This window comes from Aquabacterium sp. A7-Y (assembly GCF_026153205.1).
In the GTDB taxonomy this organism is placed as follows: domain Bacteria; phylum Pseudomonadota; class Gammaproteobacteria; order Burkholderiales; family Burkholderiaceae_C; genus Caldimonas.
Genome location: NZ_JAPFBW010000063.1, coordinates 1 through 14932 on the forward strand (window position 1 = coordinate 1; position 14932 = coordinate 14932).

The following is a 14932-nucleotide window of genomic DNA, read 5'->3' on the forward strand; positions in this document are numbered from 1 at the left end:
ACCGGTTCGAGTGCCGCAGTGCGAATCAAGCAGCCACCAGCCTTCGCTGGCCTGCGCCCGGCCGGACCTTGAGGCTTTTGCCCAGGCTCGCATCGGCACGGCGGGCCGCGATGGTGGGTACGTAATGCCAGTCGGCGCGACATTCATCCGGACCTGCGGTGATCACCATGAAACCACGCCGGCTCGTGTCCGCGTACTCCAGGTCCTTGATGAGCTGCTCGAGGGCGGCTGCCAGATGGGCGGGGGCCACCAGCGGTAAATAGGCCTCGAAGCCCGGCGAGCTCACGGAAGGTGTCGCGAACTCCACGCCCGCAGCCTTGCCGTCGGCGCTGACAAGGTTGCTGGCCCACGCATTGTGCGTGTCGCCGGCGAGCACGACGAGGTTCTTGTCGAGCGCCTGCGCCATCGTCAGTACACGTTCCCGAGCTGCCTGGTAGCCGTCCCAGGCGTCAAGGTTGTAGGGCAAGCCGGGCTGGGTGAGCAGGGCCTGTTCCTCGGGTGTCAGGGTGCCGGGCGACGCCAGTGCTTTGGCGGCCAAGGCGAGGTAGCGCTCGATCGACAGTCCCAGCTCACCTTCACTCAGCAGGTTGAACAGCACCGGCGCAGGCAACTGCATGCGTCCCATCAGCACCTGCTGCCCCAGGACCTGCCAGGTCGCCGGAGAATCGCGCAGTTGCTGCTCGAGCCAGACGGACTGCGCTTCCCCGAGCAGCTGTCGGTCGGCGGCCCCGACCTCGGTGACATAGGTCTCGGCATCGAAGCTTCCGCCCGCGCCGAGATAGTCGGTCAGCTCCAGCTGCGGGTCGCGGCCAATCACACGCGTGTCCAGCATGTGCAGCGACAGCAGCGAACCGAAATGGAAGGAGCGGTAGATGCGGTCGGGCTGCGAGGCATCGGGCAAGCGCACCGGCATCCATTCGAAGTAGGCCTGCAGCGCTGCGGCCTTGCGGGCAGCGAAGCTGCCTTCCTTGTCGGGCTGGTGGTTCTGTGCCCCGTCGCGCCAGGCGTCATTGCAGAGCTCGTGGTCATCCCAGACCGCGATCATCGGCAGCGCGGCGTGCAAGGCTTGCAGGTCCGGGTCGCTGCGGTACTGGGCGTGGCGCATGCGGTAGTCGGCCAGCGAGACGATCTCGGTGGCCGGTTCCGACAGCCGGCCCAGCTTCGCCGCCTCGCTGTCGGCATAGCCGCCGCGGGCGTATTCGTAGAGGTAGTCCCCGAGGTGCACCGCCACGTCGAGATCGCCCATGCGGGCCGCCGCCGCATAGGCATTGAAGTAACCGGCCGGGTAGTTGGCACAGGAGAACACGGCCAGCCGCACCTGCGACACCGTGCCGGTCGGCAGGGTGCGGGTGCGGCCCACCGGCGAAACCGACGCACCGGCCCGGAAACGGAAGTGATAGGCATGGCCCGGCTCCAGGCCGTCCGCGTCCACCTTGACGGTGTAGTCACGTCCGGTGTCGGTGAACGCAGTGCCGCTGCGCACGATGTCCGCGAAGCCGGCGTCAAGGGCGACCTCCCAGCGCAGCTCCACCGCGCCGTTCGACGAGCGACTGGCGCGTGTCCACAAGATCACGCGGTCGCTCAGCGGATCGCCGCTGGCCACGCCGTGCGTGAAGGCGACCGGCCTCTCGGCGGGCTGTTCGCTGTTCTCGTCGCCGTCGCCGCTGCCACCGCCGCAGCCGGTGACGCCGAGGGCGCCGCCCAGGGCGACGGTGCCAACCGTGAGGTCGCGGATGAAACGCCGGCGCGACGTTTCGACTTCGAAAGGTTTTTGGCTCATGGAGGGCTTCGTGTTCGGAACCACCGGCAGCCTAGGGGCCGACGGTGAAGCGCCCGTGACAGCGACGCGGCCACGCCCTTCAGGGCGACGCGACCTGTCGATGCGAGCGACCGAAAACGAGAAGACCCAAAAACCGGGAGCCGATCAGGACGAGGGCAGCTTCACCTCGGACGCCGGTGTCGCGAGCGAGGCCGAAGCACCTGCTGCGACCTGCGGTTGCCGCAGCCGCGCGCTCCACAGCTCGGCGTTGCGGATGCCCAGCTTGTCCGGATCGAAGACCGGGTCCAGCCCTGCCTTCTTCTGCGCCTCGTAGTCCTTGAGGCACAGCAGCGCCGGCTTCTGCAGGATCAGGATGGCCACGATATTGAGCCAGGCCATCAGCCCGACACCGATGTCGCCAAGATCCCAGGCAGCACCGGCACTCTTGATCGCGCCATAGGACACCGAGGCAATCATCGCGAACTTCAGCAGCAGGCTCAGCCAGGGCCGGTGCGCCTTGCGGTTGATGTAGGCGAGGTTGGTCTCGGCCATGTAGTAGTAGGCGACGATGGTGGTGAAGGCGAAGAACATGAGCGCCAGCGCGACGAAGCTCGCGCCGAAGCCGGGCAGCGCTGACTCCACCGCGGCCTGGGTGTAGCCAGGGCCGGTTTCCATGCCCGGGAGGTGGTTGGTGATCATCGAGCCGTCGGGATGCTGCACGTTGAACTTGCCGGTCGCCAGCACCATGAAGGCCGTTGCCGTGCACACCAGCAAGGTGTCGACGTAGATCGAGAAGGCCTGCACATAACCCTGCTTGGCCGGGTGCGACACCTCGGCCGCCGCGGCCGGATGGGCACCGCTGCCCTGGCCGGCTTCGTTGGAATAGACGCCGCGCTTGACGCCCCATTCCACTGCCAGCCCGAACACCGCACCGTAGCCGGCCTCGAGGTTGAAGGCGCTCTTGACGATCAGCGACAGCATCTCGGGCACCTGCTGGATGTTGAGCAGCGTGATCACCAGCGCCACCAGGATGTAGGCCAGCGCCATGAAGGGCACCACCACCTCGGCGAAGCTGGCGATGCGCTTGACGCCGCCGAAGATGATGAAGCCCAGCGCCACCACGATCAGCGCGGCGCTCACGCCCGGCGCCACGCCCCAGGCGTTCTCGACGCCGGCCGCGATGCTGTTGGCCTGCACCCCCGGCAGCAGGAAACCCATCGCGATCACGGTGGCCACCGCGAAGATCCAGGCGTACCACCTCTGGCCCATCGCCTTCTCGATGTAGTAGGCCGGCCCGCCGCGGTACTGGCCCTTGTCGTCGACCTCCTTGTAGATCTGCGCGAGCGTCGATTCGATGTAGGCGGTGGAAGCGCCGAGGAAGGCCGTCATCCACATCCAGAACACCGCGCCCGGCCCACCGAAGGTGATGGCGGTGGCGACGCCGGCGATGTTGCCGGTGCCAACCCGCCCCGACAGGGACATCGCCAAGGCCTGGAAGGACGAGACGCCAGCGGCGGACTTCTCGCCGCGGAACATCAGCCGAACCATCTCGGCCATGCCGCGCACCTGCATGAAGCGGGTGCGCAGCGAAAAGAACAGCCCCACACCGAGGCAGAGGTAAATGAGCGCGACGCTCCAGACGATGCCGTTGATCTTGCTGATCCATTCGGTCACTTGCAGCACTCCTTGAAGGCAATGGCTGGCGCCGTGGCATCGGTACCTTCGTGGGGCACTTGCGCGGCGACCAGCGGACAGCGTGTTTGGATACCGGAAACGGCCGGCGGCCAGAGGGCGCCGGCTTGCTTGGGCCAGAGTCGCAGCCGGACTTTGCAGCTCGGTCCGGTGCGCCCATGATCGGACAGGGGCGCCACTCTAGCAGCGGGATCCTGTCACTTCTCGCGACGCGGGTGGCCGCCAAATCGCTACGATCCGTGCTCGACCTGCAATCCGACCGACAGTGAAAGGCTCGACGATGAGCATTGCACCTTCGTGCATCTCCCCGATCTCCACGCACGGCCTGCCCGGCCCGTGCTGCATGAGCCCCGCCCGGCCGCCCGAAGGGGCTCGCACCGCAGTGCGCAGCACGGAGGTTTCCCAATGAGCCCCGCCCGGCCGCCCGAAGGGGCTCGCACCGCAGTGCGCAGCACGGAGGTGACCCAATGAGCCCGCGCTCCGACACCGCGGTAGCGCTGCTGGCCTTGCGTTGCCTGGACCTGACCTCCTTGAAGGACGACGACAGCGACACCTCGATCGAAACGCTCGCCGCCCGCGCCCGCACCCCCCATGGTGCGCCCGCGGCCTTGTGCGTCTACCCGCGTTTCATCGGCGCCGCGCGGCGTGCGCTGCAAGCCGCCGGGCTGCCGCAGGTGCGGCTCGCCACGGTGGTCAACTTCCCCCGTGGGGAGGCGAGCCCCTCCGACGTGGCGCGGGAGATCGACGCGGCAGTCGCGGCGGGTGCCGACGAGATCGATGTCGTTTTTCCCTGGCGTGCGTTGCTGGCGGGCGATGCGGCGGCCGGCTCGCGGCTGGTGGCCGCGAGCCGGCGTGCCTGCGACGCCGCCGACCGCACGGTGCTGCTCAAGGTGATCCTCGAATCCGGCGAGCTGCGCGAGCCGCACCGCATCGTCGAAGCCGGCCGCATCGCGGTGGAGCAGGGGGCCGACTTTCTCAAGACCTCCACCGGCAAGGTGGCGGTCAACGCGACGCCGGAGGCGGTGGGCGCGATGCTGCAGGTGATCCGGGAGCATGGCGGGCAGGTCGGGCTCAAGGTCGCCGGCGGGCTCACCGGTCTCGCCGAAGTGAAGACCTATCTGGCCCTGGCCGCGGAGGTCTGCGGCGAAGCCTGGTTGACGCCGCGGCGCCTGCGTTTCGGCGCCTCGGGCCTGCTGGGCGTGCTCGTCTCGGTGCTGGACGGCGACGCGCCCGCCGCCGGCACGCCGGCATCCTATTGAACGCGGGCTCGAGCGTCGTGCCCGCGCGCATCAGCTCCACGGTGGCCCGGCCTGCCGGAGCGCCCAACTTCCTGCCGCAGGAGGTGATACGCCGCAAGCGAGACGGGGCGGTCCTGGGCCCCTCCGAGATTGGCGCCTTCGTCGCGGGCGTCGCTGATGGCAGCATCAGCGAGGCCCAGATGGCGGCCTTCGCGATGGCGGTCTGCTGCCGCGGCATGAGCCGGGACGAGGCAGTGGCCCTGACCCTGGCGATGCGTGACAGCGGCGAGCGCCTGCGCTGGGAAGCCGAGGGCCTGCCCGGCCCCGTGGTCGACAAACATTCCACCGGTGGCGTCGGCGACAGCGTCTCGCTGATGCTCGGGCCCATGCTCGCGGCCTGCGGCTGTTATGTGCCCATGATCTCCGGGCGCGGGCTGGGCCACACCGGCGGCACGCTGGACAAGCTCGAAGCCATTCCCGGCTACCGTAGCCAGGTCTCGGTCGCGCAGCTGCGCCGGGTGGTGCGCGACGCAGGGGTGGCCATCGTCGGCGCCGGCGACCGCCTGGCCCCGGCCGACCGCCGCCTGTACGCGGTGCGCGACGTCACGGCCACGGTCGAGTCGGTGCCGCTCATCACCGCCTCCATCCTGGCGAAAAAGCTGGCCGCCGGCCTTCAGGCGCTGGTGCTGGACGTCAAGTTCGGCTCGGGCGCCTTCATGCAGGACGGCGCCGCGGCCCGCACGCTCGCTCAGCATCTGGTGGAGGTGGGCGAGGGCGCCGGCCTGCCGACCCGTGCGCTGCTGACCGACATGGACCAGCCACTCGCACCCTCCGCCGGCAACGCGCTGGAACTGCGCCTGACGCTGGACTACCTGGCCGGCCGCTGCCGCCCGGCCCGGCTCGACGAGGTCGTGCTGGCGCTCGGCGCGACCTTGCTCCAGCAGTGCGGGCGCGCCGCCGGGACGGCCGAGGCGCAGGCCCTGCTGCGCCGAGCGCTGGACAGCGGCCAGGCGGCCGAGCGTTTCGCCCGCATGGTGGCCGGCCTGGGCGGACCCAACGACCTGTTCGATCGCTCGCAGCGCTACCTGACGGCGGCGCCGCTGGTGCGCCCGGTGCCGGTGCCGCCAGAGGTGCGGGCCGCCGGCCTGTCCTGCCTGGCCGGCGTGGACACGCGGGCCCTCGGGCTGGTGGTGGTGCAGCTGGGCGGCGGTCGACGCCGGGGCGGCGATCGCATCGACCCGAGCGTGGGCCTGAGCGCCATCGCCCCGGTCGGAACGGCACTGCCGCCGGGCACGCCGGTCGCTTGTGTGCATGCAGCCAGCGAGGCGGCGGCCGACGCCGCGGTGGCGGCCGTGCAGGCGGCGTGCCGCTGGAGCGAGCCCGGCTCGCGGCCGCCGGCAGGCCCGGTGGTGGCCGCCACGATCGCTGTCGGCAGCGACACGCCAGTCTCCGAGGAGCCCCGATGAGCGTTCCCCCCAGCGACGACGAATTGATCGACGCGGCCCGCCGGGCCCGCGACAGCGCCCATGCGCCTTACTCGCGTTTCCGCGTCGGCGCCGCGCTGCTCGCCGACGACGGCCGCGTCTTCGCCGGCTGCAATGTCGAGAACGCGTCCTACGGTCTTTGCAACTGTGCCGAGCGCACCGCCTTTTTCTCGGCCATTGCCGCCGGGGTGCCGCCGGGCCGCTTTCGGCGCCTGGCGGTCATCGGCGACACGCAGGATCCGATCTCGCCCTGCGGCGCCTGCCGGCAGGTGATGCTGGAACTGGGCGGGCCGCACCTGGAGGTGCTGCTCGCCAATCTCCAGGGCGGGCGGCGCCTCACCCGGGTGGACGAGCTGCTGCCCTTCGGTTTCGGTTTCGACGCGCCAGCCTGATGGCGGCGCCTTGTGTCCTGGGATCATCCCCAAGGCAGGCCTGCAGGCAATTTGCGAACATGAGCGCCCACCCACATCAGCACGAGGACGACCCCATGACCCGGACCTTGCTCCCGACCCCCTGGCGCCGCGCCTGCCTGGCGCTGCTGGCCGCTCCTGCCATCGGCCTCGGCGGCAGCGTTTGGGCCCAGGCCAGCCAGCCCGCGGTGGTCTACGACGCGGGCGGCAAGTTCGACAAGTCCTTCAACGAGGCGGCCTACAACGGCATCGAGCGCTTCAAGAAGGAAACCGGCATCGGCTACCTCGACTTCGAGATCTCCAACGACACCCAGCGCGAACAGGCCTTGAGGCGCATGGCCCAGAAGGGCGCCAACCCGGTGATCGCGGTCGGCTTCGCCCACACCTCGGTGCTGGAGAAGGTGGCCAAGCAGTTTCCCAAGGTCAAGTTCGCGCTGATCGACAGTGTGGTCGAGGCGCCCAACGTGCAGTCGGTGGTGTTCAAGGACCAGGAGGGCACCTTCCTGGCCGGCATGATCGCCGCGATGGCGAGCAAGACCGGCAAGGTCGGTTTCATCGGCGGCATGGATGTGCCGCTGATCCGGCGCTTCCAGTGCGGCTACGAGCACGGCATCAAGTACGCCAACCCGAAGGCCGAGCTGCTCGCCAACATGACCGGCACCACACCCACCGCCTGGAACGACCCCACCCGCGGCGGCGAGCTGGCCAAGGCCCAGTTCTCCCGCGGGGTGGACGTCATCTTCGCGGCCGCCGGCGCCACCGGCCTCGGCACCTACCAGACCGCCAAGGACCAGGGCCGGCTTGCGATTGGCGTCGACAGCAACCAGAACCACCTGCATCCCGGCACCATGCTCACCTCGATGGTGAAGCGGGTCGACAACGCGGTCTACAGCATCGCGATGGCCGCGAAGAACGGCAGCTGGAAGCCCGGCACCACGGTGCTGGGCGTCAAGGAGCAGGGCGTGGGCCTGGCGATGGATGCGCACAATGCCAAGCTGGTGACGCCCGAGATGAAACAGCGCCTTGCTGCGGCCGAGGCCGACATCGTCTCCGGCAAGCTGAAGGTGGCCGTCTACAGCGCCGGCGCCGGCTGCAAGTTCTGAGTGCCCGTGCCCTCGACGCCGGCCTCGGTTTCGTCCCTCGCAACGCAGCCCGGCCCCGTGCCGGCGGTGCAGCTGCACGGCATCAGCAAGCGCTTTGGTGAGGTGCAGGCCAACCGCGACGTGCACCTCGAGGTGGAGCGCGGCACCATCCACGGCCTGGTCGGCGAGAACGGCGCCGGCAAGTCCACCTTGATGAGCATCCTCTACGGCTTCCACGAGCCCGATGCCGGCCGCGTGCTGATCGATGGCCGTGAAGTGCGCCTGCGCAGTGCCCAGGAAGCCATCGCCCACGGCATCGTGATGGTTCACCAGCACTTCATGCTGGTCGAGCGTTTCACGGTGCTGGAGAACGTCGTGCTCGGCGCGGAGGGCGGTTTCGCGCTGCGCGGCTCGCTGGCGAAGGCCAGAAGCGAGCTTCGACGGCTGTCCGCCGAGTTCGGCCTGGCCGTCGATCCCGACGCGCGAGTGCGCGACCTGCCGGTGGGCACGCTGCAGCGGGTGGAGATCCTCAAGGCGCTGTACCGCGGCGCGCGCATCCTCGTCCTCGACGAGCCCACCGGGGTGCTGACCCCGCGCGAGACCGAGCAGCTGTTCGGCGTGCTCCGCGAGCTGAAGGCGCGCGGTGTGACCCTCCTGCTGGTGACCCACAAGCTCAAGGAGATCCTCGGCGTGACCGACCGTGTCACCGTGATGCGCGGCGGCAGTGTGGTCGCCACCTTGCCGACGGCCGACACGAGCGAAGCCGAGCTCGCGGAGCTGATGGTGGGCCGCAGGGTGACGCTGGGCCATGCGGCGGCGGTCCGCGAGGTGGGCGAGCTGCGACTCGCCGCGCGCAACCTGCACTGGCACGACGCGCAGGGCGTGGCCCGGCTCAAGCAGGTATCGCTGGAGCTCCATGCCGGCGAGATCGTCGGCGTGGTCGGTGTGGCCGGCAACGGGCAGAGCGAGCTGCTGGCGCTGTTGTCGGGCCTGCAGGCGCCGCAGCAGGGCAGCGTCCGCTACTTGGGCGCCGCCGGCTGGCGAGAGTCGGTCCCCGGGCGCCCGATCGGCCCGCTTGCGCTGCGTCGCCTGGGCGTGGCCCATGTGCCGGAAGACCGTCACCGCCAGGGCCTGGTGCTGGGCTTTCCGATGTGGGAGTCGGCCGTGCTCGGCTATCAGGACGACCGTGAGATCCGACGCGGCCCGCTGCTGTGGCGCAGTGCGATGCGCAACGCCTGCCGCCGCATGATGGAGGAGTTCGACGTGCGGCCGCGCGATCCGGACCTCGGCTCGGCCAAGTTCTCCGGCGGCAACCAGCAGAAGCTGATCCTCGCGCGCGAGTTCCGGCGCTCGCCGCGTCTGCTGCTGATCGGCCAGCCGACCCGCGGCGTCGACATCGGTGCCATCGAGTTCATCCACCGCCGTATCGTCGCGCTGCGCGATGCCGGCTGCGCGGTGCTGCTGGTGTCCACCGAGCTCGAGGAAATCCTGGCCCTGGCCGACCGCATCGTCGTGATGTGCGGCGGCCGCATCACCGGCACGCTGTCGCGGGCCGAGGCCGACGAGCGGCGCCTGGGCGCGCTGATGGGCGCCCACCGGGAAGCGCCCGCGGGCGGGACGGAGCTGCTGTCATGAGTGCGACGCCGGCGACCTTGCCGCGCTGGATCGACCTCGGCCTGCTGCCGGTGCTGAACGTGGTGCTCGCCCTGGCTGCCGCCGGGCTGCTCGTGTGGATCATCGGCCAGGACCCGGTGGCGGCGGTGCGCCTGCTGTTGCAGGGCGCCTTCGGCGACGCGCTCGCGTGGAGCTACACGCTCTACTACACGACCAACTTCCTGTTCACCGGCCTCGCGGTGGCGGTGGCCTTCCAGGCCGGCCACTTCAACATCGGCGCCGAGGGGCAGGCCACGCTGGGCGGGCTGGGTGCAGGGCTGGCCCTGCTCGGGCTCGACGCCTGGCTGCCCGCGCCGCTGCTGGTGCCGCTCGCGGTGGCCGCCGGTGGCCTGGCCGGGCTGGCCTGGGCCTTCATCCCGGCCTGGCTACAGGCCTGGCGCGGCAGCCACATCGTCATCACCACCATCATGTTCAACTTCCTGGCCTCGACCTTGATGGTCTGGCTGCTGGTGAATGTGGTCGCGGTGCCCGGCGGCCTGGCGGTCGAGAGCCGGCCCTTTGCGCCGCACGCCGTGCTGCCCGGCGCGCAGGCCCTGCTCGCGGCGCTGGGCATCGAGTGGCCCGACACGCCGCTCAACCTCGGTTTTGTGCTGGCGCTGCTGGCCTGCGTCGCGGTCTGGGTGCTGCTGTGGCACACCCGGCTGGGTTATGCGCTGCGCTGCGTCGGGCAGTCCGCCGAGGCGGCCCGTTATGCCGGCATGGACCCGCGCCGCCTCACCGTCGTGGCCTTGTGCCTCTCGGGCGGCCTGGCCGCGATGGCGGGTGTCAACGAGATCGCCGGCGTGCACCACAAGCTGCTGCTCGACTTCGTGGCGGGCGCCGGCTTCACCGGCATCGCGGTGGCGCTGATGGGGCGCAACCACCCGCTGGGCATCGCGCTGGCGGCTCTGTTGTTCGGTGCACTGGCCCAGGGCGGCTCGGAGCTGGTCTTCGAGATGCCGGCCTTCACGCGCGACATGTCGGTCGCGGTGCAGGGTCTGGTCGTGCTGTTCTGCGGTGCGCTGGCGCTGATGCTGCGGCCCTTGCTGGCGCGCCTGTGGGGCGTGCTGGGGGGCGGGCATGGATGACACCCTCCTGATGGCCGGCTCGCTGCTGGGCGCCACCTTGCGCATCTCCGTGCCGCTGGTGCTGTGCGCGCTCGCCGGGGTCTACAGCGAGCGGGCCGGGGTCATCGACATCGGGCTGGAAGGCAAGATGCTCGCGGCTGCCTTCACCGCCGCCTGCCTCGGCGCTGCCGGCTGGCCGGCCCTGGGCGCGCTGCTCGCCGCCTGCGGCGTCGCGGTCGCGCTGTCGCTGCTGCACGGCTTCGCCTGCATCACCCATCGCGGGCAGCAGATCGTCTCGGGGGTCGCGATCAACATCATCGCTGCAGGCCTGACCGCGGTGCTCGGACTGGTCTGGTACCAGCAGGGCGGGCGCACGCCCGAGGTCGCGCCGGAGCACCGCTTCACGGCCCTGTTCCCCGAGACCGCGACCGCGGTGCGCGAGTGGGGCAGCTTCGGGCCGCTGCTGGCCGAAGGCCTGCTGCGCCACGATGTGCTGGTCTGGCTGGCCTTGGGCTTGGTCCCGGTCAGCTACTGGCTGCTCTACCGAACCCGTTTCGGGCTGCGACTGCGTGCGGTCGGCGAAAATCCGGCCATGGTGGACGCGGCCGGCATCTCGGTCGGCTGGCTGCGCTACCGGGCCGTGATCGCGGCCGGACTGCTGTGCGGCATCGCCGGCACCTATCTGACCTTGGCGCAAAATGCCGCCTTCACGCCCCACATGACGGCGGGACGCGGTTTCATGGCGCTGGCGGCGATGGTGTTCGGCCAATGGCACCCGCTGCGCGCGGGCGCCGCCTGCCTGCTGTTCGGCTTCCTGGACGCGCTGGCGATCCGGCTGCAGGGCAGTTCGCTGGGCGCCGTGCCGGTCGAGCTGATCCAGGCGCTGCCCTACCTGCTGACCGTGGTCCTGCTGGCCGGATTTTTCGGCCGTGCCCGGGCGCCGCATGCGCTGGGGCAGCCCTATGTGAAAGAACGTTGACTTTGCCCCGTTTCCTGCATACCGCCGACTGGCAGATCGGCCGCCACTACGGACAATTCGACCCCGACGACGCCGTGCCGCTGGCCGAAGCCCGCTTCGCGGCGGTCGAGCGCCTCGCGATGCTGGCCTCCGAGCACCGGGTCGATGCCGTGCTCGTCGCCGGCGATGTGTTCGACGCGCAGACCGTTTCCGACCGCACGGTGCGACGCCTGTTCAACGCGCTGGCCGCTTATGCTGGCCCCTGGATCCTGCTGCCCGGCAACCACGACGCCGCGCTGGCCGAGAGCGTCTGGAGCCGGGCGCTGCGGCTCGCAGCGGTGCCCGCCAACGTCCATCTCGCGCTGGAGCCCGGCGTGCTGGATTTCGCCGAGCGCGGTTTCGTCGCGCTGGCTGCGCCGCTCACGCAGCGCCACACCTACAGCGACCTGACCGCCTGGTTCGACAGCGCCGAGACGGCCCCCGGCCTGCTGCGCATCGGCCTGGCCCATGGCAGCGTGCAAGGCATCCTGGCCGAGGACATCGACTCGGCCAACCCGATCGCGGCGGAGCGTGCCGCGCGCGCCCGGCTCGACTACCTCGCCTTGGGCGACTGGCACGGCACGCGGCGCATCGACGCGCGCACCTGGTACAGCGGGACGCCCGAGCCCGACCGCTTCAAGGCCAACGAATCGGGCCAGGCGCTGCGGGTGGAGATCGATGCCCCGGGCGCCGAGCCGCAGGTGAGCGCGCTGGCCAGCAGCCGCTACCGCTGGCGCAGCCTGTCCGAGATCCTGAACGTCGAGAGCGACGTCGACCGCCTGCTGGAGAACCTGGCCCAGGCCGGCCCCGACGACGTGCTGGAGCTGACCTTGCAAGGTCGCACCGACCTCGCCGGGCACCGCCGTCTGGCCCAGGCGGTCGGCGAGCTGCAGGCCCGCGTGCGCAGCGTGCGCAGCGACCTGTCCGGCTTGCGCCTGCTGCCCACGGAGGACGACATCGCCGCGCTGCAGGCCGACGGTTATCTCGGCGCGGTGATCGCCGAGCTGCGCGAACAGCAACAGCAGGGCGAGCGTGCCGACGTGGCCCGCGATGCGCTGGCGCTGCTGGCGGGCTTCCTGGCCGAGCGGCAGCCGGCCGGCGGGGGGACGCGATGACGATGCGCCTGAAGCGCTTGCGCATCGAGCAGTTGCGCCAGTTCCGGCAGCCTTTCGAGATCACCGGCTTCGAGCCCGGCATCAACCTTTTCACCGGTCCCAACGAGGCCGGCAAGAGCAGCATCGTGCGGGCGATCCGCGCCGCGTTTTTCGAGCGCCACCGCTCCACCATGGTGGAGGACCTGCGGCCCTGGGGCGATTCGGCCGCGTCGCCGACCGTGGAGCTGGAGTTCCAGGTCGGCGAGACTCCGTATCACCTCAGCAAGACTTTCCTGCAGAGGAAACGCTGCGAGCTGCGCGCGGGCACGGCGCGGCTGGAAGGCGCCGAGGCCGAAGACCACCTCGCGGCGCTGCTGGGCTTTCAGTTCGCGCTCAAGGGCGCCAGCAAGGCGGAGTACTGGGGCATCCCGGGCCTGCTGTGGATCGAGCAGGGCTCGGCGCAGGAGGTGCACGACGCGGTGCGCCATGCCACCGGGCACCTGCGCACCGCCTTGCAGGCCTCGCTCGGCGAGGTGGCCGGCAGCGGCGGCGACGATGTGCTGGAACGCGTGCGCGGCGAGCGCGAGCTGCTGCTGACGCCGACCGGCAAGCCGCGCGGCGACTATGCCGAAGCGATCGAGCGGCGCACCCGGCTGGCCGAGGCGCTGACCGCGCTGGATCTGCAGATCGAGACCTACCGCCAGCAGGTGGACACACTGAGCCGGCTGCGCGAGGAGCAGGTCCGCGACGAGGCCGAGCGGCCCTGGGAGACCTACCAGGCCGAGCGGCAGAAGGCCCAGCTCGCGCTGGATGCGGCCGCCCAGCTCGAACAGCAGCTCGCACAAGACCGCGAGCGGCTGCGCCAGAACGAGCTGAGGGCTGAACTGCTGCGCCAGCGGCTGCTCCACTTCGAGCAGCAACAGGCCCAGCTGGCAGCTCGCGAACAGCAGCTCGCGGCTGCCGCGCAGGCGCTCGCCCTGGCACGCGAGCGTGAGCTGCTGCAGCGACGCCAGGGCGAGGCGGCGGCCCAGCGCTTCGACGCCGCCCGCGAAGCGTGGCGCCTGGCGCGGCAGGAAGACAGCCGCGCGGCGGCGCAACGCGAACACGCCGAAGCCGGCCAGCGCGCCGCGGCGACCCATGAAGCCCTGACCCAGGCCGAGGCTGCACAGACGCGGCTGCAGGCGCTGCGCCAGCAGGCGCTGGCGAGCCGCATCGAGGCCACCGACCTCGAGACACTGCGGCGCCAGCAGGGCCGGCTGCATGAACTGCAGGTCCGCCAGGAAGCGGCCGCCACACGCCTGCGTTACGAGCTGGAGCCGGGGCAGGGCCTGCAGATCGACGGCGAGTCAGTCCAGGGGCAGGGCGAACGCCTGCTACTGGCGCCGGCCGAGCTGTGGCTGCCGGGCGTCGGGCGGCTGCACATCGCGCCCGGCGGCTCCGACCTCGGCGAACTGGCGCGCCAGCAGGCCGAGACAGCCGACGCGCACCGGGCCCTGCTGCAGCGCCTGGGGCTGGAGTCGCTGACGGACGCCGAGCGGCGCCGTCAGGCGCACCAGGAGCAGCTGTCGGCCATCGAACTGGCCGAGGCAGCGCTGAAGGCCCACGCGCCTCGCGGGCTGGACGTGCTGCGCACCGAGCACGCCGCCCAGGCCGTCCGCGCGGCCGAGGCGAAGCAGGCGCTCGAACGCCTGCCCCCGCCGCCCGACACGCCGGCGCCGCCGTTGGCGCGTGCCGAGGACGAGCTGGAACAGGTCCGCAAGGCGCTGGACCGTTGCCGGTCCGACGCGGGCCTGGCGCTGCAGGCGCTGGCTGCTGCCAGCGCGGCGCACGAGGCGGCGAGCAGCGAGCGCGACCTGCTCAAGGCGAGCCTGCAGGACGCCTCGCGACGGCAGGAACTGCAGCAGACCGAAAAAGACCTCACGGACACGCGTGCGGAGTGCGGCGCCCTCGGCACGAGCATCGAAGTCCGCAGTGCTCAGCTGGCCGCCGCCCGCCCGGACATCCTCCGGCAGGACATCGAGCGGCTGGGCCGCAGCGCCGAGCAGGCCGACAAGCAATTCCGCGAGCGGCGCGACGAGATCATCCGCCTGGAAAGCGCCTTGCAGGTGGCCGGCGGCCAGGGGCTCGAGGAACAGCGCGCCGAGGTGGCCCGCCAAGTCGCCCAGCTGGAGCGCCGCCATGCCGAGCTGCAGCGCCGCGCGCTGGCGCTGGATCACCTGCTGGAGCGCCTGACGGCCGGCCGCGGGGCGCTCACGCGGCGCCTGCAGGCGCCGCTGCAGAAGCACCTGGACCGCTACCTGCATCTGCTGTTTCCCCAGGCCAGCGTGCAGATCGACGAGCAGCTCACGCCGGGCCCGCTGACCCGTCCGGGCCAACGCGGGCCCGAGACGGGCGAGTTCGCCAGCCTCAGCTACGGCGCGCGCGAGCAGATGGGTGTCATCAGCCGGCTGGCCTAT

General features: G+C 70.9%; 11 protein-coding genes. 9 read left to right on the top strand and 2 right to left on the bottom strand.

The features are described 5' to 3' along the window. Nucleotides 1-25 precede the first annotated feature (25 nt). Nucleotides 26-1780 carry an alkaline phosphatase D family protein gene (locus OOT46_RS30095; RefSeq protein ID WP_265407311.1) on the bottom strand — a complete coding sequence of 585 codons (1755 nt, stop codon included), beginning with the start codon at nt 1778-1780 and terminating at the stop codon, nt 26-28. Between the two features lie 144 nt (nt 1781-1924). Continuing rightward, entirely contained in the window at nt 1925-3433 is a 1509-nt protein-coding gene (locus OOT46_RS30100; RefSeq protein ID WP_265407312.1) for an alanine/glycine:cation symporter family protein, read from the bottom strand. Between the two features lie 485 nt (nt 3434-3918). On the opposite strand from OOT46_RS30100, the gene deoC reads away from it, so the two are divergent. The 9 genes from deoC to OOT46_RS30145 all read left to right on the top strand — a co-directional run. Next, entirely contained in the window at nt 3919-4710 is a 792-nt protein-coding gene (deoC, locus tag OOT46_RS30105; RefSeq protein WP_265407313.1) for a deoxyribose-phosphate aldolase, read from the top strand. A gap of 41 nt (nt 4711-4751) precedes the next feature. Continuing rightward, nucleotides 4752-6155, top strand: a complete 1404-nt coding sequence (gene deoA / locus OOT46_RS30110) for a thymidine phosphorylase (RefSeq protein ID WP_265407319.1) — start codon at nt 4752-4754, stop codon at nt 6153-6155. Beyond that, on the top strand, nt 6152-6565 hold the full coding sequence (locus tag OOT46_RS30115; protein WP_265407314.1) for a cytidine deaminase: 414 nt from the start codon (nt 6152-6154) through the stop codon (nt 6563-6565). Before deoA ends, OOT46_RS30115 begins: the two co-directional genes overlap by 4 nt. Before the next feature lie 95 nt (nt 6566-6660). Next, nucleotides 6661-7686: a BMP family lipoprotein gene (locus tag OOT46_RS30120; RefSeq protein WP_265407315.1), complete on the top strand. Its 1026-nt coding sequence runs from the start codon at nt 6661-6663 to the stop codon at nt 7684-7686. Continuing rightward, nucleotides 7687-9300, top strand: coding sequence for an ABC transporter ATP-binding protein (locus OOT46_RS30125; RefSeq protein ID WP_322114311.1), 1614 nt, complete (start codon nt 7687-7689; stop codon nt 9298-9300). Then, the gene (locus OOT46_RS30130) at nt 9297-10406 is read left to right on the top strand and encodes an ABC transporter permease (RefSeq protein WP_265407316.1); all 1110 of its coding nucleotides are present in this window, start codon (nt 9297-9299) and stop codon (nt 10404-10406) included. Before OOT46_RS30125 ends, OOT46_RS30130 begins: the two co-directional genes overlap by 4 nt. After that, nucleotides 10399-11364: an ABC transporter permease gene (locus OOT46_RS30135; RefSeq protein WP_265407317.1), complete on the top strand. Its 966-nt coding sequence runs from the start codon at nt 10399-10401 to the stop codon at nt 11362-11364. Before OOT46_RS30130 ends, OOT46_RS30135 begins: the two co-directional genes overlap by 8 nt. Nucleotides 11365-11366: 2 nt before the next feature. Then, the gene (locus OOT46_RS30140) at nt 11367-12497 is read left to right on the top strand and encodes a metallophosphoesterase family protein (protein WP_265407321.1); all 1131 of its coding nucleotides are present in this window, start codon (nt 11367-11369) and stop codon (nt 12495-12497) included. After that, nucleotides 12494-14932 (top strand): AAA family ATPase (locus tag OOT46_RS30145; protein ID WP_265407318.1); only part of this gene is annotated, 2439 nt, incomplete at its 3' end. The genes OOT46_RS30140 and OOT46_RS30145, both read left to right, overlap by 4 nt.